This is a genomic window from Enterobacter sp. RHBSTW-00975 (genome assembly GCF_013615235.1).
Classification (GTDB): Bacteria; Pseudomonadota; Gammaproteobacteria; order Enterobacterales; family Enterobacteriaceae; genus Enterobacter; species Enterobacter ludwigii.
In genome coordinates, this window is sequence record NZ_CP055883.1 from 426,538 (window position 1) to 446,104 (window position 19,567).

General features: G+C 54.0%; 23 protein-coding genes. 15 read left to right on the top strand and 8 right to left on the bottom strand.

Annotated elements, in window-relative coordinates; translation table 11 throughout:
• Positions 1-18 precede the first annotated feature (18 nt).
• Entirely contained in the window at positions 19-1,641 is a 1,623-nt protein-coding gene (locus tag HV340_RS02030; RefSeq protein ID WP_059306493.1) for an isovaleryl-CoA dehydrogenase, read from the top strand.
• Here the strand turns inward: HV340_RS02030 and HV340_RS02035 are convergent.
• From HV340_RS02035 to bsmA, 3 genes are all read right to left on the bottom strand, one after another.
• Complete coding sequence (locus tag HV340_RS02035; protein WP_032681873.1) at positions 1,638-3,569, bottom strand: methyl-accepting chemotaxis protein; 1,932 nt, start codon at positions 3,567-3,569, stop codon at positions 1,638-1,640. The two genes, HV340_RS02030 and HV340_RS02035, sit on opposite strands and share 4 nt — an antisense overlap.
• 171 nt (positions 3,570-3,740) lie before the next feature.
• Positions 3,741-4,016, bottom strand: a complete 276-nt coding sequence (yjfN, locus tag HV340_RS02040) for a DUF1471 family protease activator YjfN (protein WP_025206250.1) — start codon at positions 4,014-4,016, stop codon at positions 3,741-3,743.
• A gap of 148 nt (positions 4,017-4,164) precedes the next feature.
• Complete coding sequence (gene bsmA / locus HV340_RS02045; protein WP_025206249.1) at positions 4,165-4,494, bottom strand: biofilm peroxide resistance protein BsmA; 330 nt, start codon at positions 4,492-4,494, stop codon at positions 4,165-4,167.
• A 137-nt stretch (positions 4,495-4,631) separates the two neighbouring features.
• Between bsmA and yjfP the strand changes: the two genes are divergently transcribed.
• Entirely contained in the window at positions 4,632-5,354 is a 723-nt protein-coding gene (yjfP, locus tag HV340_RS02050; RefSeq protein WP_025206248.1) for an esterase, read from the top strand.
• Here the strand turns inward: yjfP and ulaR are convergent.
• Entirely contained in the window at positions 5,351-6,106 is a 756-nt protein-coding gene (gene ulaR, locus HV340_RS02055) for an HTH-type transcriptional regulator UlaR (protein WP_014168326.1), read from the bottom strand. The genes yjfP and ulaR overlap by 4 nt on opposite strands.
• A gap of 111 nt (positions 6,107-6,217) precedes the next feature.
• Positions 6,218-7,282 carry an L-ascorbate 6-phosphate lactonase gene (gene ulaG, locus HV340_RS02060; RefSeq protein ID WP_059306494.1) on the bottom strand — a complete coding sequence of 355 codons (1,065 nt, stop codon included), beginning with the start codon at positions 7,280-7,282 and terminating at the stop codon, positions 6,218-6,220.
• 358 nt (positions 7,283-7,640) lie between these two features.
• On the opposite strand from ulaG, the gene ulaA reads away from it, so the two are divergent.
• Genes ulaA through HV340_RS02090 form a run of 6 tightly spaced genes read left to right on the top strand, consistent with a single transcriptional unit; the run spans position 7,641 to position 12,049 of the window.
• Complete coding sequence (ulaA, locus tag HV340_RS02065; protein WP_025206247.1) at positions 7,641-9,041, top strand: PTS ascorbate transporter subunit IIC; 1,401 nt, start codon at positions 7,641-7,643, stop codon at positions 9,039-9,041.
• 12 nt (positions 9,042-9,053) lie between these two features.
• A complete protein-coding gene (ulaB, locus tag HV340_RS02070; RefSeq protein ID WP_014168329.1) occupies positions 9,054-9,359 on the top strand; it encodes a PTS ascorbate transporter subunit IIB in 306 nt (101 codons plus the stop codon).
• Positions 9,360-9,368: 9 nt separating this feature from the next.
• Positions 9,369-9,836, top strand: a complete 468-nt coding sequence (gene ulaC / locus HV340_RS02075; RefSeq protein ID WP_032681872.1) for a PTS ascorbate transporter subunit IIA — start codon at positions 9,369-9,371, stop codon at positions 9,834-9,836.
• A gap of 13 nt (positions 9,837-9,849) precedes the next feature.
• Positions 9,850-10,500 carry a 3-keto-L-gulonate-6-phosphate decarboxylase UlaD gene (gene ulaD, locus HV340_RS02080; RefSeq protein ID WP_008502901.1) on the top strand — a complete coding sequence of 217 codons (651 nt, stop codon included), beginning with the start codon at positions 9,850-9,852 and terminating at the stop codon, positions 10,498-10,500.
• Positions 10,501-10,509: 9 nt separating this feature from the next.
• Positions 10,510-11,370 carry an L-ribulose-5-phosphate 3-epimerase gene (locus HV340_RS02085; RefSeq protein ID WP_032681871.1) on the top strand — a complete coding sequence of 287 codons (861 nt, stop codon included), beginning with the start codon at positions 10,510-10,512 and terminating at the stop codon, positions 11,368-11,370.
• Positions 11,363-12,049 carry an L-ribulose-5-phosphate 4-epimerase gene (locus HV340_RS02090; RefSeq protein ID WP_059306495.1) on the top strand — a complete coding sequence of 229 codons (687 nt, stop codon included), beginning with the start codon at positions 11,363-11,365 and terminating at the stop codon, positions 12,047-12,049. Before HV340_RS02085 ends, HV340_RS02090 begins: the two co-directional genes overlap by 8 nt.
• Positions 12,050-12,190: 141 nt before the next feature.
• Here HV340_RS02090 and yjfY read toward each other — a convergent pair whose 3' ends face one another.
• Positions 12,191-12,466, bottom strand: a complete 276-nt coding sequence (yjfY, locus tag HV340_RS02095; RefSeq protein ID WP_025206244.1) for a DUF1471 family protein YjfY — start codon at positions 12,464-12,466, stop codon at positions 12,191-12,193.
• Positions 12,467-12,807: 341 nt separating this feature from the next.
• On the opposite strand from yjfY, the gene rpsF reads away from it, so the two are divergent.
• From rpsF to HV340_RS02120, 5 genes are all read left to right on the top strand, one after another.
• A complete protein-coding gene (rpsF, locus tag HV340_RS02100; RefSeq protein ID WP_014068637.1) occupies positions 12,808-13,203 on the top strand; it encodes a 30S ribosomal protein S6 in 396 nt (131 codons plus the stop codon).
• 6 nt (positions 13,204-13,209) lie between these two features.
• The gene (gene priB, locus HV340_RS02105) at positions 13,210-13,524 is read left to right on the top strand and encodes a primosomal replication protein N (RefSeq protein WP_014068638.1); all 315 of its coding nucleotides are present in this window, start codon (positions 13,210-13,212) and stop codon (positions 13,522-13,524) included.
• Positions 13,525-13,528: 4 nt separating this feature from the next.
• Entirely contained in the window at positions 13,529-13,756 is a 228-nt protein-coding gene (gene rpsR, locus HV340_RS02110) for a 30S ribosomal protein S18 (protein WP_000135199.1), read from the top strand.
• 41 nt (positions 13,757-13,797) lie between these two features.
• Positions 13,798-14,247, top strand: coding sequence for a 50S ribosomal protein L9 (gene rplI, locus HV340_RS02115; RefSeq protein WP_014168334.1), 450 nt, complete (start codon positions 13,798-13,800; stop codon positions 14,245-14,247).
• A 150-nt stretch (positions 14,248-14,397) separates the two neighbouring features.
• Positions 14,398-15,327, top strand: coding sequence for a DMT family transporter (locus HV340_RS02120; RefSeq protein ID WP_025205818.1), 930 nt, complete (start codon positions 14,398-14,400; stop codon positions 15,325-15,327).
• A 45-nt stretch (positions 15,328-15,372) separates the two neighbouring features.
• On the opposite strand, the gene HV340_RS02125 is transcribed toward HV340_RS02120, so the two are convergent.
• Entirely contained in the window at positions 15,373-16,020 is a 648-nt protein-coding gene (locus tag HV340_RS02125; protein ID WP_063925736.1) for an OapA family protein, read from the bottom strand.
• Positions 16,021-16,253: 233 nt separating this feature from the next.
• On the opposite strand from HV340_RS02125, the gene fklB reads away from it, so the two are divergent.
• Positions 16,254-16,874: an FKBP-type peptidyl-prolyl cis-trans isomerase gene (gene fklB / locus HV340_RS02130; RefSeq protein WP_025205816.1), complete on the top strand. Its 621-nt coding sequence runs from the start codon at positions 16,254-16,256 to the stop codon at positions 16,872-16,874.
• A gap of 313 nt (positions 16,875-17,187) precedes the next feature.
• Positions 17,188-18,597, top strand: coding sequence for a D-serine/D-alanine/glycine transporter (gene cycA / locus HV340_RS02135; RefSeq protein WP_014168338.1), 1,410 nt, complete (start codon positions 17,188-17,190; stop codon positions 18,595-18,597).
• Positions 18,598-18,662: 65 nt separating this feature from the next.
• Here the strand turns inward: cycA and ytfE are convergent, their stop codons facing one another.
• Complete coding sequence (gene ytfE / locus HV340_RS02140; RefSeq protein WP_014168339.1) at positions 18,663-19,325, bottom strand: iron-sulfur cluster repair protein YtfE; 663 nt, start codon at positions 19,323-19,325, stop codon at positions 18,663-18,665.
• Positions 19,326-19,567 lie beyond the last annotated feature (242 nt).

The following is a 19,567-nucleotide window of genomic DNA, read 5'->3' on the forward strand; positions in this document are numbered from 1 at the left end:
CTGAAGGAGGGAGACAGCATGCACTGGCAGACCCATACCGTTTTTAATCAACCTGCACCGCTCTCAAACAGCAACCTTTTCCTCTCTGATTGCGCTCTGCGTGACGCGGTTGTTCGCGAAGGCGCCGAGTGGGATATCGAGCTTCTTGCCAGCATCGGCCAGCAGTTAGGAACCGCGGAATCGCTGGAACTGGGCAGGCTGGCGAACGTTAATCCGCCGGAGTTATTACGCTATGACGCCACCGGGGAGCGACTGGATGACGTTCGCTTTCATCCCGCATGGCACCTCTTAATGCAGGGACTTTGCGCCAACCGTGTCCATAACCTGGCGTGGGAAGAGGAGGCGCGCAAAGGCGCGTTTGTCGCCAGAGCTGCACGTTTTGTCCTGCACGCTCAGGTAGAAGCGGGCACGCTTTGCCCTGTCACCATGACCTTTGCTGCTACACCGCTGCTGCAACAGGCGCTGCCCGAGCCGTTCCGTGACTGGATCACGCCGTTAATGAGCGATCGTTACGATCCTCATCTTGCGCCGGGGGCGCAAAAGCGTGGCCTGCTGATTGGCATGGGGATGACAGAAAAACAGGGCGGCTCGGACGTACTCAGCAATACCACCAAAGCGGAAAAGTGCAGTGACGGCAGCTACCGGCTTATCGGGCATAAATGGTTTTTCTCTGTGCCGCAAAGCGATGCGCATCTGGTGCTGGCCCAGGCGAAAGGGGGGCTGTCCTGCTTTTTTGTTCCACGCTTTTTGCCTGACGGGCAACGCAATGCCGTACGTCTGGAGCGGCTAAAAGAGAAGCTCGGCAACCGCTCTAACGCCAGCAGCGAAGCGGAGTTCCTGGATGCGTCCGGCTGGCTGCTGGGGGAGGAAGGAGAAGGGGTACGCCAGATCCTCCGAATGGGCGGGCTGACGCGGTTTGACTGTGCGCTGGGCAGCCATGGGCTGATGCGTCGGGCTTTATCCGTGGCGCTTTACCATGCGCATCAACGCCAGACGTTTGGTAAAAACCTTATCGACCAGCCGCTCATGCGCGATGTGCTGAGCCGCATGGCGCTGATGCTGGAGGGCCAGACGGCACTGTTGTTTCGTCTGGCCCGGGCGTGGGACAAGCGTGCCGATCCTCAGGAGGCCGCCTGGGCGCGGCTTTTCACCCCCGCGGCGAAATACAGCGTCTGCAAAGCGGGTATCCCGTTTGTGGCGGAAGCCATGGAAGTGCTCGGCGGCACAGGCTACTGCGAGGAGAGTGAGCTTCCCCGTTTGTACCGTGAGATGCCCGTGAACAGCATCTGGGAAGGGTCCGGCAATATTATGTGCCTGGACGTTCTGCGTGTTCTGACGAAGCAATCCGGCATCCTCGACCTGCTGGTGGATGATTTTGCCCAGGTAAAAGGGCAGGACAGGCACTTCGATCGCAGCTGGCGTCAGCTTCAGCAAAAACTGCGAAAACCGCATGAGGCGCAGGGGCGGGAGATTACGCAACAGCTTTTCCTGCTGGGGGCCGGAAGTCAGATGCTGCGGTACGCATCGCCACCCGTGGCGCAGGCGTGGTGCCGCATGATGCTTGATACCCGCGGCGGTACGCTGATGAGCGAGCAGGTGCAAATTGACCTGCTGTTGCGTGCCACGGGCAGGGTTGGCTAACTCTTTAGCTGGAACAGGCTCACCAGTTGGGTGAGGTGTGAGCCTTTCTCACGCAGCGTGTGTGCGGTTTGTTCGCTGCGTAAGACGCGGTCGGCGTTGATGTGCGACGCTTCGCCAATGTGGGTCATGGCCAGATTAACCTGGCCTATTCCCGCGGATTGCTCGCGGGACGCATGGTTAATCTCCGTGACCAGCTTGTTGATGTTATCGATGTGCACGATGATGGAATCCATCGCCAGACGCGTTTGTTCAGACAGCGCATGGCCTTCGCTGACTTTTCTGAGCGTATCACCGATGAGCTGTTCAATTTCCTTCACCGCGTTGGCACTGCGTCCTGCCAGCGCGCGTACTTCCTGCGCCACCACCGCAAAACCTTTTCCGTGCTCGCCTGCGCGGGCTGCTTCAACCGCTGCGTTAAGCGCCAGAATGTTGGTCTGAAAAGCGATGGATTCAATCACGCGCGTGATGTCTTCGATTCGCTTTGATGCTTCGCGAATATCATCCATGGTAGCGACAGCGTGGGTGACCGTCTCACCGCCCTGGTGTACCGCGCGCGACGTTTCGCCTACCAGCTGCTGCGTTTGTTCCATGTTGGCGGCATTTTGCTGCACGGTCGCGGCCAGTTGCTCCATGCTGGCAGACGTCTCTTCTACACTGCTGGCCTGCTTGTTAATCTGCCCGGAGATTTCTTCGCTATCGGATGCCAGCGCGTTGGTGCCCATATGGATCTCCGCTGCGGCCTCGCGCACCTGAAGAACAATTTTCTGCAGTCCCCCTCCGATACCGTTAATGGCATCGATGAGCTGACCGACCTCATCCTGGCGGGTCACGGGCAGGCTGGAGCGCAGATCGCCTGCGGCATACTGTCGGGCCAGGTGGATCACATTGCGCAATGGGTGCGTCAGTATGCGTCGTATAATGACCACAAACAGACCCGCGAAGAGTACTGACAGCACCACCCCTGCCAGCAGGAAGCGGTCGCGCATGGCGGTCACGCTTGAGAGCAGTACCGATTTATCCACTTCGCCGACAATGGCCCAGTTCCAGCCTGGCAGCGGCGTATACGCCATGGTCAGCGTGCGGCCATCGGCACTGACGCGCTCCAGCGTGCCGGATTTATCACTCAACAGCTGTTGCTGGATAGCGCTATCCCACTCCGGTACTTTTCCTTCCGCGCTGGTGTGGAACAGATACTGCCCGCGCGTTTTGCCGTGGCTGCGATCCAGAACATAGAAGTGACCGCTCTCGCCCAGTCGACGGTTGAGGATTTTCTCGCGCATGACTTTCCAGGAGTGAGTGATGTCCACACCGACAAAGATGATTGCAATGACCTGGCCGTCCGCGTTTTTAACCGGCTGGTATTGGGTGATGTAGCGCTTGCCGAACAGCAGCGCCAGACCGCGATAAACCTCGCCCCGGGTGACGGCGGCAAAGGCCGGGCTGGTGGTATCCAGAACGGTGCCCATTGCCCGCCCGCCGTTCTCTTTACGCAGCGATGTGGCGACGCGCACAAAGTCGTTACCGCTACGCACAAACAGGGTCGAGATTGCCCCTGTCCGGCTCAGAAAATCGTCTGAAAGGGAATTGTTTTCATGTAGCCCGGTTTCCCCTCCTTTCAGGAGCGGAACGTTAATCCCGTTAATCGTCTGGGTTTGAGTGTTATCAACGCTCAGTGGCTGGGGCAAAAAGGTGGTAAACAGCCGGGTATAACTCTCGACCTCTTCACTCAGGCTGGTGTTAAACATCTGCACCATATCGACCATGCCGGTGGACTGATTATGCAGGTCTTCTATCGCGAGGGCTTCAAGCTGCTGGCTGGCTTTTTGGCTGAGCAGAAAAGTGAAAAACAGAAACAGGATGGCGACACTGGCACCGGTAAGCAGCGACAGCTTTGCACCCAGACCTGCACGACGGAAAAAGTTGATCATAAATTGCTCATCATTGAAAAGGTATGGCTTTTCAACGGCAGAGCAGAGATAACGTTTACTGTTTTAGTGTAACAAAATGTTATTTAATTGTTTTTAATTGGTTTGCTAAAAGATAAAAAATTTGCAAAAACGAAAAGCCACTAAAAGTAAGTGGCTTTTATCGGAGGGGGATTACGCGTAGAGAATGGCCTGTACCCGCCAGTGATCGATGTACTGATCTTCCTGCATCTGGATAATGCGATACCATGAAGCACCCTGCTCATCGGCCTTTAATGCAACGACACGTTCAACGTCCTGCGGGCTCCCCGAAATATTATTCACGGAGATCTGGCCAATTTCATTCAGGCCAGTCACACAATCAGCACTGGCAAATTCAGCTGACTGCGCGGTTGTGCTCACAAGACCTGCTGAGAGCAACAGTGTGGTCAAAGCAAGAGTTCGTTTCATCGTCAGCTCCATTTCACATGTCTCCGGTATCCGCCGGGCAATCCTTCGCGAATAAACTCACTTCCATTGTTGCGGGCATGGAGTTTATTGTGGACAGGAAAGTGTCTATGGACGCAAAGCAGTGTAAATGTCGTTCAAATGAAGACGATCATTGACGATACAGAATGGCCTGTGAGTACCACTGTCCCGTAATGATGGTTTCGTCGATCATAATGATGACGTAATAATCTGCTTTGGCGGCGACGGCTTGTGCCTTTATTGCTTCTTCCGCGTCATCCGGGGAGCCGCGAACCAGCGCAGAGACGGTACCCATACGCTGTAATCCTTCCGTCTGATTACGACGGATTTCCTGCGGGTGATCGGCCACCGGGGGAGCGGGTTGTGGCGTTCCCTGCAGCGCGCTACAGCCACTGAGCAGTAACATCAGCAATAAAGCAGCAAACCTGCGCATAACCATATCTCGTTTCCTGATAGCCATAGTGTAGTTGTCTGTGAATTTAGTTTTGGGGGAATGTTCCCGAAGTGTTAGCTGGGGCGTAATTTTCGAATGAAAATAGCGTGAAATCGTAACCCAGTTCTCAACATTATGAATCATTCATCATTACAGGGTCGACAATGATTGAAATTGAAATACGCCATCTGGGTGATCGTGAAATATTACACGCAACACCCGCCGGAAAACGTGAGGAACCACTGCCTGTTATAGTGTTTTATCATGGATTTACCTCATCGAAGCTGGTCTACAGCTATTTTGCGGTGGCACTCGCGCAGGCCGGTTTTCGTGTGGTCATGCCGGATGCACCCGATCACGGAGCACGTTTTACCGGCAACGAACAGGCGCGACTTGGGCAGTTCTGGCACATTTTGCACGGTAGCCTGACCGAGTTTGCCGGGCTGCGCGATGCGCTTTACCAGGCAGGGCTGGTGGCTGATAATCGGCTGGCCGTGGCTGGGGCATCGATGGGCGGGATGGCGGCGCTGGGGATCATGACGCACCATCCAGAAGTGAAGTCAGTGGCTTGTCTGATGGGCTCAGGCTACTTCACCTCACTGGCGAAGACGCTTTTTCCACCTCAGGCACTCACAGAGGTTGAGGCGGCGCTTGCAGAGTGGGAGGTTACCCGGGCGTTACCGCGTCTGGCCGATCGTCCTTTGCTGTTGTGGCATGGTGATGCGGACGATGTGGTCCCACCCGGAGAAACGTTCCGGCTTCAGCAGGCGCTGCAGCACGAGGGGCTGGATGGCAACCTGACCTGCCTGTGGGAAGCGGGCGTTCGCCACCGCATTACGCCAACGGCGCTGGACGCTACGGTGGACTTCTTCCGCCAGCACCTTTAAACGCACAGGACGTTGACACCCTGATCTTTCAGTTTCTGGAGGATCTCAGGGTTGGCACCTTTGCCGGTGATCACCATGTCTATCTGTTCAGCACGGCTGAACAGCATTCCTGCGCGTTCGCCCACTTTACTGCTGTCGACCAGCACAACGAGCTTGCCCACCACGTTAAGCATGTTTTGTTCTGCCATGGCGGTTAACATATCGGTTTTGTAGAGGCCATCCGCGGTCAGGCCTTTGCCACTGGTAAACATCCAGTGTCCGGCATAAAGACTGTTTTCGCTGTCCTGCGGGCTGAGTGTGATGGACTGGCTCTTGTTATACTGGCCGCCCATGATCACCACGCTCTCATGCTCCTGATCGATAAGATAGTTGGCGAGCGGCAAATAGTTCGTGATGATTTGTACCGGCTTTCCGCACATCTCCCGACCTAACAGAAACGCCGTGGAGCCGCAGTTGATCACCACGCTCTCGCCGGGGTTCACCAGCTGCGATGCCGCTCTGGCAATACGGACTTTTTCATCATGATTTTGCGCCTGATGAATGTTCATCGGCGTCCAGCGTGGACGCTGCTGGCTAATCGCTTCCGCACCATTGCGGACTTTTTTCAGCTTACCGCTTTCATCCAGCTTATTAATATCCCGCCGCGCTGTTGCCGGAGAAATCCCTAAACGTTCGATCACTTTCTCAACGGTGACAAACCCTGTTTGCGCCAGGAGTTCCAGTAATATTTGATGCCGTTGCGCTTCCGTCATGAGCTATTCCGATAAGAATTGATTTTAAAAGATGATATTTGAAATAGCGTGAAATTACTAAAAGAAATATGAAACCGCCAGACACTCGGGTCTGGCGATGGGCCTTAATAATCAGAGGAATGACTTGAACGGCAGGTCTGGCTCAAGAGTAAAGCAATCATCAAAGCCACGTGGGTAGTGATACTCGAGATTGTCTTTGTCCAGCGGCCAGGTGAACTTGCCTCCTACCTGCCAGATGAACGGCTTAAAGCCATACTTCAGGCGGTCTTTTTTCATTTCCCACAGTACGCGTATCTCCTGCGGGTCGGCCTGGAAGTTCGACCAGATATCGTGGTGGAAAGGGATCACTACTTTGGTGTTCAGCGCTTCCGCCATGCGCAGCATATCGGCGCTGGTCATTTTGTCTGTAATGCCGCGTGGGTTCTCCCCGTATGAGCCGAGCGCCACATCAATCTGATGCTCATTGCCGTGCTTTGCATAGTAGTTTGAGTAGTGAGAGTCACCGCTGTGGTACAGGGAACCGCCGGGCGTTTTAAACAGGTAGTTCACCGCACGTTCGTCCATACCGTCTGGCAGTACGCCTGCGGCTTTCTGATCGGCCGGAAGGGTAATCAGTGCAGTGCGGTCAAAGGCATCCAGCGCGTGGATCTCAACGTCTTTAATTTTGACCACATCGCCCGGTTTCATGACGATGCAGCGCTCTTTCGGTACGCCCCAGCCGATCCATAAATCCACGCAGGTTTGCGGCCCGATGAACGGTACGTCATCGGCACAGTTTTGCATGACCGCTGCCGCCACGTTGACATCAATATGATCGTTATGATCGTGCGTAGAGAGAACGGCATCGATCTGGCGAATGGCGAACGGATCAAGAACAACCGGTGTGGTACGCAGGTTTGGCTGAAGTTTTTCCACGCCCGCCATGCGTTGCATCTGATGGCCTTTTTTCATCAGCGGGTTACCGTGACTCTGTTTGCCGGTGCCGCACCAGAAATCGACACAAATATTCGCGCCACCTTCTGATTTCAGCCAGATCCCCGTACACCCCAGCCACCACATTGCAAAGGTACCAGGAGCAACCTGTTCCTGCTCAATCTCTTCATTCAGCCAGCTACCCCATTCCGGGAAAGTGCTCAGAATCCATGATTCACGGGTAATGGTGTTAACTTTACTCATCGTTTTGACTCCTGGTTTAATCAAAAGTAATCAACTGGTGATTTGTTGTGATTAATTCTGGCACCATTTCACGCGTATTGCAACGATCAAAATGTGTAATTTTATCTGCATGACGTCACGGACGCTCTTCTCGCTTCTTGTTATCTTTTACCGTATTAATCATTAATTGCATGAATTATATGGAAATAATTCTATGTGGCATGCCGAAGTGAAAATCATTACTAACACCAGGGAAATAATTTGCATGATGCGTCACAAATAATCAGATTTAATCTTGTGATGATTATTTGTGATTAATAGAGTGTTGTCACCAACCGCACAGGGATTGCCCCTCGTGTTCTCATTTCTGGAGAGAGTTATGGAGATCCTCTACAACGTCTTTACCGTGTTCTTTAATCAGGTAATGACTAATGCCCCGCTGTTGTTGGGCATCGTGACGTGCCTTGGCTATATCCTGCTGCGTAAAAGCGTCAGCGTTATTATTAAAGGCACCATTAAAACCATCATCGGTTTCATGCTGTTGCAGGCGGGTTCAGGCATTTTGACCGGCACCTTCAAGCCGGTAGTGGCCAAAATGTCGGAAGTCTATGGCATCAACGGCGCCATCTCTGACACCTACGCCTCGATGATGGCCACCATCGATCGCATGGGCGATGCCTACAGTTGGGTAGGGTATGCGGTTCTGCTCGCGCTGGCGCTGAACATCATTTACGTTCTGTTGCGCCGCATTACCGGTATTCGCACCATCATGCTGACTGGCCATATCATGTTCCAGCAGGCAGGGCTGATTGCGGTTTCCTTCTTTATCTTTGGCTACCCAATGTGGACGACCATTATCTGCACCGCGGTGCTGGTCTCGCTCTACTGGGGTATCACCTCCAATATGATGTACAAGCCCACGCAGGACGTCACCGACGGTTGCGGCTTCTCCATCGGCCACCAGCAGCAGTTTGCCTCCTGGATTGCCTATAAAGTCGCGCCGTATCTGGGCAAAAAAGAAGAGAGCGTCGAAGATCTTAAACTGCCGGGCTGGCTGAATATTTTCCACGACAATATCGTTTCTACGGCGATTGTGATGACCCTCTTCTTCGGTGCCATTCTGCTCTCCTTTGGCATTGACGTCGTACAGGCGATGGCGGGTAAAACCCACTGGACTGTCTATATCCTGCAGACCGGTTTCTCCTTCGCGGTGGCGATTTTCATTATCACCCAGGGCGTGCGTATGTTCGTTGCCGAGCTGTCCGAAGCCTTCAACGGTATCTCTCAGCGTCTGATTCCAGGTGCGGTACTGGCGATTGACTGCGCGGCTATCTACAGCTTCGCGCCAAACGCGGTGGTCTGGGGCTTTATGTGGGGCACCATCGGCCAGCTGATTGCGGTGGGTATCCTGGTGGGCTGCGGCTCTTCCATTCTGATCATTCCTGGCTTTATCCCGATGTTCTTCTCCAACGCCACCATTGGCGTCTTTGCGAACCACTTTGGTGGCTGGCGCGCGGCGCTCAAGATCTGCCTGGTGATGGGGATGGTGGAAATCTTCGGGTGTGTGTGGGCGGTCAAGCTCACCGGTATGAGCGCCTGGATGGGCATGGCCGACTGGTCAATTCTGGCACCACCGATGATGCAGGGCTTCGCCTCCGTTGGTCTGATCTTTATGGCCGTCATCATCCTCATTGCTCTGGCTTATATGTTCTTCGCTGGTCGCTCTCTGCGGGCTGAAGAAGATGCAGAAAAACAAACAGCAGAAGTTTCTGCTCATTAAGGAGTTTCGATTATGACCGTACGTATCCTGGCTGTGTGTGGCAATGGGCAAGGGAGTTCCATGATCATGAAGATGAAAGTGGACCAGTTTTTAACCCAGTCAAACATCGACCACACGGTGAACAGCTGCGCAGTGGGCGAATACAAAAGTGAACTGAACGGCGCGGACATCATCATCGCCTCTACCCACATCGCCGGTGAGATCACCGTGACAGGCAACAAATATGTGGTAGGCGTGCGCAACATGCTGTCGCCAGCCGACTTTGGGCCAAAGCTGCTGGAAGTGATCAACGCGCATTTCCCACAAGATGTGAAGTAAGGACGCAACATGAAACTACGTGATTCGCTGGCAGAGAATAGCTCCATCCTTTTACAGGCCGACGCCAGCACCTGGCAGGAAGCGGTGAAACTTAGCGTAGATCTGCTGGTAAAAGCAGATGTTGTCGAGCCGCGTTATTACCAGGCCATTCTGGATAGTGTTGCAGAGCACGGCCCTTACTTCGTGATTGCACCAGGGCTGGCGATGCCGCATGGCCGCCCGGAAGAGGGCGTTAAAAAAACCGGCTTTGCGCTGGTTACGCTGAAAACACCACTGGCTTTCAACCACGAAGATAACGACCCGGTCGACATCCTCATCACCATGGCTGCTGTTGATGCCAACACCCACCAGGAGGTGGGCATTATGCAGATCGTGAATCTGTTTGATGATGAGGCCAACTTCGACCGTTTACGCGCCTGCCGCACCGAGCAGGACGTGCTGGATTTAATTGATAACGCCACTGCGGCGGCAGTTTAAGAGGGAATTGAAAATGTCATTACCAATGTTGCAGGTCGCGCTGGATAACCAGACGCTGTCTCACGCTTACGAAACCACCCGCCTGATTGCGGAAGAAGTGGACATCATTGAAGTCGGTACCATTCTATGCGTGGGCGAAGGCGTTCGCGCCGTCCGCGACCTGAAGGCGCTGTATCCGCATAAAATCGTGCTGGCGGATGCCAAGATTGCCGATGCGGGCAAAATTCTTTCCCGTATGTGTTTTGAAGCCAATGCCGACTGGGTCACCGTTATTTGCTGTGCGGATATCAACACGGCTAAAGGTGCGCTGGATGTGGCAAAAGAGTTCAACGGTGATGTGCAGATTGAGCTGACCGGGTTCTGGACCTGGGAGCAGGCGCAGGAGTGGCGTGACGCGGGCATTCAACAGGTGGTTTATCACCGCAGCCGTGATGCGCAGGCCGCTGGGGTAGCGTGGGGGGAAGCGGATATCAGCGCGATTAAGCGTCTGGCCGATATGGGCTTCAAAGTGACCGTGACCGGAGGCCTGGCGCTGGAAGATCTGCCGCTGTTCAAAGGTATCCCAATTCATGTCTTTATCGCAGGCCGTAGCATCCGTGATGCCGCCTCTCCGGTAGAAGCCGCGCGTCAGTTCAAACGCTCAATCGCTCAGCTTTGGGGCTAAGGAGCGGGTATGTTGTCTAAACAAGTCCCGCTCGGCATCTATGAAAAGGCACTCCCTGCGGGGGAGTGCTGGCTGGAGCGGCTGCAACTGGCGAAACAACTCGGCTTCGATTTTGTTGAAATGTCAGTGGATGAGACGGGCGAACGCCTGTCTCGCCTGGACTGGAGCCGCGAACAGCGTCTGGCACTGGTTAGCGCCATTGCTGAAACGGGGGTACGTGTGCCTTCCCTGTGCCTCAGCGCCCATCGTCGTTTTCCGCTTGGCAGTGAAGATGATGCTGTGCGTGCTCAGGGGCTGGAGATCATGCGTAAAGCCATTCGCTTTGCCCAGGATGTCGGCATCCGTGTGATCCAGCTGGCGGGGTATGACGTTTACTATCAGGACGCCAATAATGAAACGCGCCGTCGTTTTCGTGACGGCCTGAAAGAGAGCGTCGACATGGCCAGCCGTGCTCAGGTGACGCTGGCGATGGAGATCATGGATTATCCGTTAATGAACTCCATCAGCAAGGCGCTGGGTTACGCGCACTACCTGAATAATCCGTGGTTCCAGCTCTACCCTGATATCGGCAATCTGTCAGCCTGGGATAACGACGTGCAGATGGAACTGCAGGCGGGTATTGGTCATATCGTGGCGGTTCATGTCAAAGATACCCGGCCTGGTGTATTCAAAAATGTTCCGTTCGGCACCGGGGTGGTGGATTTCGAACGGTGCTTCCAGACGCTCAAACAGACAGGGTATTGCGGGCCTTACCTGATTGAGATGTGGAGTGAAACGTCGGACGACCCGGCAGCCGAAGTGGCGAAGGCGCGGGACTGGGTCCGTGAACGTATGGCGCGGGCTGGGTTGATGGAGGCTGAGCATGCATAAGCTTAAGCAGCAGGTCTTTGAGGCCAATATGGATCTACCTCGCTACGGTCTGGTGACGTTTACCTGGGGTAACGTCAGCGCCATCGACCGTGAGCAGGGGCGGGTCGTGATTAAGCCCAGCGGTGTGCCCTATGAGTCCATGACCGCCGACGACATGGTGGTTGTGGATCTCCATGGCAACGTGGTTGACGGAAAGTGGCGTCCTTCTTCTGATACCGCCACCCATCTGGCACTGTATCAGCGTTATCCCTCCCTGGGCGGCGTTGTGCATACACACTCGACTCATGCCACGGCCTGGGCGCAGGCAGGGCTGCCCATTCCGGCTCTTGGCACCACGCATGCAGACTACTTCTTTGGCGATATTCCCTGCACGCGGGCATTAATGCAGGCCGAAGTGGAAGGGGAGTATGAACTCAACACCGGTCGCGTCATTATCGACACGCTGGCTGAGCGTGAGCCGCTGCATACGCCGGGTATTGTGGTGTATCAGCACGGTCCATTCTCGTGGGGAAAAGACGCTCACGATGCCGTGCATAACGCGGTGGTGATGGAGGAAGTGGCGCGAATGGCGTGGATCGCCCGCGGCATCAATCCGCAGCTTCAGGGCATTGATGATTACCTTATGAATAAACATTTCATGCGTAAACATGGGCCCAACGCCTATTACGGGCAGAAGTGAATAAGTGCTCTGGAATACCGAAAAACAGTTGTAACCGGTGGTATTTCAGAGCCATTAGCAAAAAAAAGCCCCCGGGCAGGGGGCAAGTTAAACTATGGCTATGTTCTCTTTGTTGGCTTTCCTGGTGCTAGCGTTAAAGCGTTATCGGTAGATATCTGCACTGGCGTGCATATTGCCGTTGCTGCCGGGCTCACGCATCAGTATGACGTGATAATATTGTGCACCCTGAGCATCGGTCTCTTGATTGAGTGCCTGATCTGCTTCACTTTCAGTGGCGAAATTATGATTGATGTAGATTACGCCTAAGCTCTGCACATCATCCATGTTTTGGGCCTGCCGGCCGTCTATCTTGATGGCTGCCATCGCGTTTGCACTGAGCAAAAGTGCAGCCATTACGGCAAATGCGATTTTTTTCATGATATGCGCTCCACGACTGCGTGCTGTGAAAGGGGGTGTTGCTCTCCTTTTATAAATAAGGTCTCTGATTAAAGTGTAATCACTTATCCGGCGGGGATGCGTGACCATTTCTGATGCTGTTGTTCAAAAAAACAACGCTTCCTGATGTGATTAATTTTAAATCACCCACTTAGACCAGCTTTACGCTTTGTGCGAATTATTTGTGCAATCAGCTTGAGTTTCCAGGGGCGCGCAAGTATTATGACGCGTCAATTTTTCAGCCGACCTTTAACACGTTCCTTGCCTCCCCGGGCCTCGGCTGACCCAGACAGGAGGCTGAATAATCCGTAAGGAGCAATTCGATGCGTCATTACGAAATCGTTTTTATGGTCCATCCTGACCAGAGCGAACAGGTTCCGGGCATGATCGAGCGCTACTCTGCTGCCATCACTGGTGCAGAAGGTACGATCCACCGTCTGGAAGACTGGGGCCGCCGTCAGCTGGCTTACCCGATCAACAAACTGCACAAAGCACACTACGTTCTGATGAACGTTGAAGCGCCGCAGGAAGTGATCGATGAGCTGGAAACTACCTTCCGCTTCAACGATGCCGTTATCCGCAGCATGGTTATGCGTACCAAAAACGCAGTGACCGAAGCATCTCCGATGGTTAAAGCGAAAGACGAGCGCCGTGAGCGTCGCGATGATTTCGCAAACGAAACCGCAGATGATTCTGATGCTGGGGATTCTGAAGAGTAATTTCTGATGACCAACCGTCTGGTGTTGTCCGGTACCGTGTGCAGGACCCCCCTTCGTAAGGTCAGTCCATCAGGAATTCCGCATTGCCAGTTCGTGCTTGAGCATCGTTCTGTGCAAGAGGAAGCCGGCTTTCACCGGCAGGCGTGGTGCCAAATGCCCGTTATTATTAGCGGACACGAAAACCAGGCCATTACTCACAGTATAACGGTCGGTAGCGCAGTAATCGTTCAGGGGTTCATTTCTTGCCACAAGGCAAAGAACGGCCTGAGCAAAATGGTTCTGCATGCCGAGCAGATTGATTTGATAGATTCTGGAGACTAGCCATATGGCACGTTATTTCCGTCGTCGCAAGTTCTGCCGTTTCACCGCGGAAGGCGTTCAAGAGATCGACTATAAAGATATCGCAACGCTGAAAAACTACATCACCGAAAGCGGTAAGATTGTCCCAAGCCGTATCACCGGTACTCGTGCAAAATACCAGCGTCAGCTGGCTCGCGCTATCAAACGCGCTCGCTACCTGTCCCTGCTGCCGTACACTGATCGTCATCAGTAATCGGGCACGGTCCATTAATACGACTTTAAGAGGATAAGGTAATGCAAGTTATTCTGCTTGATAAAGTAGCAAACCTGGGCAGCCTGGGTGATCAGGTAAACGTTAAAGCGGGCTACGCTCGTAACTTCCTGGTTCCACAGGGTAAAGCTGTTCCAGCTACCAAGAAAAACGTAGAGTTTTTCGAAGCACGTCGCGCTGAACTGGAAGCCAAATTGGCTGACGTTCTGGCGGCTGCTAATGCTCGCGCTGAGTCAATCAACGCACTGGGCACTGTTACCATCGTTTCCAAAGCTGGCGACGAAGGTAAACTGTTCGGTTCCATCGGTACCCGCGATATCGCTGATGCAGTAACTGCAGCTGGCGTTAAAGTGGCTAAGAGCGAAGTTCGTCTGCCGAACGGTGTTCTGCGTACCACTGGTGAGCACGAAGTGGACTTCCAGGTTCACAGCGAAGTGTTCGCTAAACTGGTTGTTAACGTTGTAGCTGAGTAATTTTACTCTGCTCACGTCGAAGCGCCGGCCTTGTGCCGGCGTTTTGCTTTTTTAAGGGACCAGACTCGCGCTTTAGTGCTTGTAGGGTCGCTATTCCTGGCGCATTCTCTGATAATAAAATGAAACGCAATTTTATTTATGAGATTCGACATGGAAACCGCTCTGCCCACGCCCGTATTTGCCCGTCGAAAGGTGGCCTATGCCTGCGCCACGCTCTGCTGTCTGCTTTGGGGTAGCTCTTACCCGGCCATAAAAAGCGGCTATGAACTCTTCCAGATTGCCACCGATGATATTCCCTCAAAGGTCGTGTTCGCCGGTTACCGTTTTCTGTTTGCGGGTGTGCTGCTGCTTCTCTTTGCATTAGCACAGCGCAAGCCCATCGGCAGGTTCACGCCCGGGCAGTTTGGCCAATTGACCGTCCTGGGACTGACGCAGACGAGCATTCAGTACACCTTCTTTTATATCGGATTGGCCTACACGACAGGCGTGAACGGCTCAATCATGAACGCCACCGGCACTTTCTTCAGCGTGCTGCTGGCGCACTTCATCTACCACAACGACAAGCTCAGCTATAACAAAACGCTTGGCTGTATTCTGGGCTTTGCCGGAGTGATGCTGGTTAACTTCCACGGCGGGTTAAGCGAATTCAGCTTCGTCTGGAAGGGGGACGGGTTTGTGGTGCTGGCAGCCTTTATCCTTTCTGCCGCCACGCTTTACGGAAAACGCATCTCCCAGACCGTCGACCCGACGGTGATGACCGGCTGGCAGCTGGCTATCGGCGGCGCGGCGCTGGTGGCGGGTGGCTATCTCACGGGAGGGACGCTGGAAGTGCATAGCATGACGGCCGTCGCGGTGCTGGGGTATCTGACGTTACTCTCTTCGGTAGCGTTCGCCCTCTGGAGCGCGCTGTTGAAAGTGAACCGCGTAAGTATGATTGCCCCGTTCAACTTTGTGATCCCCGTTGCCGGGACGGTGCTGTCCGCCATTTTCCTCGGTGAAAACATTCTGGACATCAAATATGCGATTGCGCTGGTGCTGGTCTGCTCGGGAATCTGGTGGGTCAATAAGCGGAGTCACTAAGAAGGGCATTGCCGGGAGGCTGACTCGCCTTACCCGGCCGGAACATTAACGTGCTCTGATAAAACTGCCGTCAGGCTGGCGGGTAAACAGCACCTGCTGGCCATTTCCCGTATCAATCGTGAGCCCGGTGACGACGCCGCTGGCATTCTGACGTATCTGCACCAGCTGGCCGTTCTGCAAATTACTGAGCGGCTTGCCCGCGCCTTCCACCTGCGCCATGGCATACACATCGGTTGGCGGCAGATTGTGGTCGCGGAACAGCTGCGCAAGGGTTTTACCCGGCTCTACGCGATAGGAACGCCACTGCTGCTCAATGCCGGTTGGCTGCTGAGCCTGTGGCTCTGCTGTCGGGGCCGCTGCCTGTTCCTGTGGCTGTTCATCCTGAATGGGTTCCGGTTCAACAGGCGCAACCTGTCCCGGATCGTTCGACGGGGTGACCAGTTGCGTCTGCACAGGCTGTGTGTCCGGCTGCGGTCGCGTTTGCGACTGAATATCCAGCTGGGCATTGCGGGTCACCGTCGCGGTGTCGGCGTCATCGCCACCGGAAGGAAGCAGGAAACCCACGATCACCATCAGCGCGCCAATGATGATCCCTCTGCGATGCAGAGGCGGCAGCGGGTCCATGATGCGAAAATTGTCCGGCGCCTGCCAGATTTTCGCCAGGGTAGGTTTCAGTTCAAATCGCCCGGGCATGGCTCTCCTCCTGCTCCGCGTCTTTTTTATCCTGTGCTCCGAAGTATAGTTTGCTAACTGCCTGAACGGCGTAGCAAACCCGACATCCGTGACATTCGTTCGGGATTAATCCTGGTTCTCTCTATTGTTTCTGTTTCGTCGCGGTTTGTCACCTTAACTTCAGACAAAGTTTTACCCATAAGGGCATGGCTGATATGCTGCCCGCTACTTTAAATGTGATGGAAGGAAAACCCATGACCACCCCGACTTTTGACACTATCGAAGCGCAGGCAAGTTACGGTATCGGCTTGCAGGTAGGACAGCAGCTGAGCGAATCCGGCCTGGAAGGTCTGTTACCCGAAGCGCTGGTGGCGGGTATCGCTGATGCGCTGGAAGGCAACAACCCGGCAGTTCCGGTTGATGTTGTGCACCGTGCGCTGCGTGAAATCCACGAACGTGCTGACGCCGTGCGTCGCGCGCGTTTCGAAGAGATGGCTGCAGAAGGCGTGAAATATCTGGAAGAGAACCGTGAGCGTGAAGGCGTGAACAGCACCGAGTCTGGTCTGCAGTTCCGCGTGATCAACCAGGGCGACGGTGCAATCCCGGCGCGTACTGACCACGTTCGCGTGCACTACACCGGTAAACTGATCGACGGTACGGTGTTCGACAGCTCTGTAGCACGTGGCGAACCGGCTGAATTCCCGGTTAACGGCGTTATCGCGGGCTGGATCGAAGCGCTGACCCTGATGCCAGTGGGTTCCAAATGGGAACTGACTATCCCGCACAACCTGGCGTACGGCGAGCGTGGCGCTGGTGCGTCCATCCCGCCATTCAGCACCCTGGTGTTTGAAGTCGAGCTGCTGGAAATTCTGTAATCAGCTTTTCTTATTTCCTCTCTCCTTCGGGGGAGAGGAATATAGTGATAAAACCTATAGTTACGACGGAATCAACATTTTATCTTGCAAACGAAACTGTTGCGTGTATTTTTGTGAGCTGTTTCGCGTTGTATGAGTGATATGACACTCACTTTAAACATATTATTAACATAATATCCAAATCATAGTATTCATCCCGCCGATTCTTACCTAATATCGATGAGTCCTTTCATGGGGACCGTTATTTTTTTGACGTATTTAAAGGCCAGAAGAGCCTTAACAACACAGACAGGCATAAACAGGAAAATATCACATGGTAGATCAGGTTAAAGTCGTCGCCGACGAAGAGGCGTCGTCTGAACAGTCGCTACGGCGCAATCTCACAAACCGTCATATTCAGCTCATTGCCATCGGGGGTGCCATCGGTACCGGGCTGTTTATGGGGTCAGGTAAAACCATCAGTCTTGCCGGGCCGTCGATCATTTTCGTTTATATGATCATCGGTTTTATGCTCTTCTTCGTGATGCGTGCAATGGGTGAATTGCTGCTCTCGAACCTCGAATACAAGTCCTTTAGCGATTTCGCTTCCGACCTGCTTGGCCCCTGGGCGGGCTACTTCACCGGCTGGACCTACTGGTTCTGCTGGGTGGTGACCGGCATGGCGGATGTGGTCGCCATCACGGCCTACGCGCAGTTCTGGTTCCCGGGGTTATCGGACTGGGTGGCCTCGCTGGCGGTGATTGTTCTGCTGCTGAGCCTTAACCTCGCCACCGTTAAAATGTTCGGTGAGATGGAGTTCTGGTTTGCGATGATCAAAATCGTGGCGATTATCGCCCTGATTGTTGTCGGCCTGGTGATGGTACTGACGCACTTCCAGTCTCCAACCGGCGTTCAGGCTTCGTTCGCGCATCTGTGGAATGACGGCGGCTGGTTCCCGAAAGGCATCAGCGGCTTCTTTGCCGGTTTCCAGATTGCGGTGTTTGCCTTTGTGGGGATTGAGCTGGTCGGTACCACGGCGGCGGAAACTAAAGATCCGGAGAAATCCCTGCCGCGCGCGATTAACTCCATCCCGATTCGTATCATTATGTTCTACGTGTTCGCGCTGATTATCATCATGTCCGTGACACCGTGGAGCTCCGTTGTACCGACCAAGAGCCCGTTCGTTGAGTTGTTTGTACTGGTTGGACTGCCTGCGGCCGCAAGCCTGATTAACTTCGTGGTGCTGACCTCCGCGGCCTCTTCGGCCAACAGTGGGGTGTTCTCTACCAGCCGTATGCTGTTTGGTCTGGCACAGGAAGGGGTTGCGCCACGCGCGTTTGCCAAACTGTCTAAGCGTGCGGTGCCGGCGAAAGGGCTGACCTTCTCCTGTATCTGCCTGCTGGGCGGTGTGGTGATGCTCTACGTGAACCCGAGTGTGATCGGTGCGTTTACCATGATCACCACGGTCTCTGCGATCCTGTTCATGTTCGTCTGGACCATCATCCTGTGTTCTTACCTGGTGTACCGCAAACAGCGTCCGCACCTGCATGAAAAATCAATCTACAAAATGCCGCTGGGCAAGCTGATGTGCTGGGTGTGCATGGCGTTCTTCGTCTTCGTGCTGGTTCTGCTGACGCTGGAAGACGATACCCGTCAGGCGTTAATCGTCACGCCGCTGTGGTTCATCGCGCTGGGGCTGGGATGGTTATTTATCGGTAAGAAACGTATGGCAGGCATGCGTTAATAAAAAAGGCCACAGATGCTGTGGCCGAATGATAACCTCAGGAAGGCGCTCTCGGGCGCCTTTTTTTATTCACCTGCGAGGGCACGCGGGAACAGGACGTTATTCTCAAGACTGATGTGCTCCATCAGGTCGTCGATCATCTCGTTAATGCCGTTGTACATCGCTTTCCACGTGGTGCACGCCTCTGGTGGCGGTGTAACGTTATGGGTAGTGTGTTTAATCACTTCCAGCAGTTCGCCTGCATCATCATGTTCGCTTTCCATGACGCTGATGGGCCCCATCGCCTGGCTGCCCATACCCTGTTTGATCATCGGGAAGAGGATTTGCTCCTCTTTCATCATGTGGCTGGAAAGCTCTTCGTGAAGCAGGGTCAGGTATTTCGCCAGACCGCGCGGTACGGAAGGTTTGTCGGCGTGAACGCGCTCCACTTTTGTCGCCTGCAGGATCAGTTCAGGCAGCTGTTCACGGTGACGGTCGTGAAAACGCACGATGATATGGTCGATGATGTCGGCAAGGGCTGCAGTGCGCCAGTCTTTCTCAATAGGCTGCTCAGCCAGTTGCGCCAGCTCCGCTTCAATGAGCCCCACATCCAGCTCTTTACGCGAGGCGGCACGTGCCAGGGTTTGCTTACCGCCACAGCAGTAATCCATATCGTATTTACGAAACAGCGCGGACGCGCGCGGGATGGAGAGCGCCAGCTCGCCAAGGGGTTGGTCGCGGAAGGCCATAGCAGTTACCTCGTCATCAATAATATAAAGTGCATTTTAAATGCATCTTTAAGGCGATGCTATAACCCTTTAGAGGGAAGGGGAAAAGTGAGAACCAGATCACAAAAAATAATGACTTTTAACTTGCTGAATGAATGCAGGAAATTACTTTAGAAAGTTTTTTAACGTGGGGAAACAGTAAACAACTCGCCGTGCCTGCCGATATATCCACGTCAGACAAACCTGCATATAAAAAAGGCAAC

Excerpts from the sequence above, each read along its gene's own strand:
- yjfN (WP_025206250.1), bottom strand. The coding sequence starts at position 4,016 with ATGAAACGAACTCTTGCTTTGACCACACTGTTGCTCTCAGCAGGTCTT.
- ytfE (WP_014168339.1), bottom strand. The coding sequence starts at position 19,325 with ATGGCCTTCCGCGACCAACCCCTTGGCGAGCTGGCGCTCTCCATCCCG.
- HV340_RS02125 (WP_063925736.1), bottom strand. The coding sequence starts at position 16,020 with ATGCCCGGGCGATTTGAACTGAAACCTACCCTGGCGAAAATCTGGCAG.
- HV340_RS02120 (WP_025205818.1), top strand. The coding sequence starts at position 14,398 with ATGGAAACCGCTCTGCCCACGCCCGTATTTGCCCGTCGAAAGGTGGCC.
- bsmA (WP_025206249.1), bottom strand. The coding sequence starts at position 4,494 with ATGGCTATCAGGAAACGAGATATGGTTATGCGCAGGTTTGCTGCTTTA.
- ulaR (WP_014168326.1), bottom strand. The coding sequence starts at position 6,106 with ATGACGGAAGCGCAACGGCATCAAATATTACTGGAACTCCTGGCGCAA.
- fklB (WP_025205816.1), top strand. The coding sequence starts at position 16,254 with ATGACCACCCCGACTTTTGACACTATCGAAGCGCAGGCAAGTTACGGT.
- HV340_RS02085 (WP_032681871.1), top strand. The coding sequence starts at position 10,510 with ATGTTGTCTAAACAAGTCCCGCTCGGCATCTATGAAAAGGCACTCCCT.
- ulaD (WP_008502901.1), top strand. The coding sequence starts at position 9,850 with ATGTCATTACCAATGTTGCAGGTCGCGCTGGATAACCAGACGCTGTCT.
- priB (WP_014068638.1), top strand. The coding sequence starts at position 13,210 with ATGACCAACCGTCTGGTGTTGTCCGGTACCGTGTGCAGGACCCCCCTT.
- HV340_RS02030 (WP_059306493.1), top strand. The coding sequence starts at position 19 with ATGCACTGGCAGACCCATACCGTTTTTAATCAACCTGCACCGCTCTCA.
- cycA (WP_014168338.1), top strand. The coding sequence starts at position 17,188 with ATGGTAGATCAGGTTAAAGTCGTCGCCGACGAAGAGGCGTCGTCTGAA.
- ulaA (WP_025206247.1), top strand. The coding sequence starts at position 7,641 with ATGGAGATCCTCTACAACGTCTTTACCGTGTTCTTTAATCAGGTAATG.
- yjfP (WP_025206248.1), top strand. The coding sequence starts at position 4,632 with ATGATTGAAATTGAAATACGCCATCTGGGTGATCGTGAAATATTACAC.
- rplI (WP_014168334.1), top strand. The coding sequence starts at position 13,798 with ATGCAAGTTATTCTGCTTGATAAAGTAGCAAACCTGGGCAGCCTGGGT.
- HV340_RS02090 (WP_059306495.1), top strand. The coding sequence starts at position 11,363 with ATGCATAAGCTTAAGCAGCAGGTCTTTGAGGCCAATATGGATCTACCT.
- rpsR (WP_000135199.1), top strand. The coding sequence starts at position 13,529 with ATGGCACGTTATTTCCGTCGTCGCAAGTTCTGCCGTTTCACCGCGGAA.
- yjfY (WP_025206244.1), bottom strand. The coding sequence starts at position 12,466 with ATGAAAAAAATCGCATTTGCCGTAATGGCTGCACTTTTGCTCAGTGCA.
- ulaC (WP_032681872.1), top strand. The coding sequence starts at position 9,369 with ATGAAACTACGTGATTCGCTGGCAGAGAATAGCTCCATCCTTTTACAG.
- ulaG (WP_059306494.1), bottom strand. The coding sequence starts at position 7,282 with ATGAGTAAAGTTAACACCATTACCCGTGAATCATGGATTCTGAGCACT.
- rpsF (WP_014068637.1), top strand. The coding sequence starts at position 12,808 with ATGCGTCATTACGAAATCGTTTTTATGGTCCATCCTGACCAGAGCGAA.
- HV340_RS02035 (WP_032681873.1), bottom strand. The coding sequence starts at position 3,569 with ATGATCAACTTTTTCCGTCGTGCAGGTCTGGGTGCAAAGCTGTCGCTG.
- ulaB (WP_014168329.1), top strand. The coding sequence starts at position 9,054 with ATGACCGTACGTATCCTGGCTGTGTGTGGCAATGGGCAAGGGAGTTCC.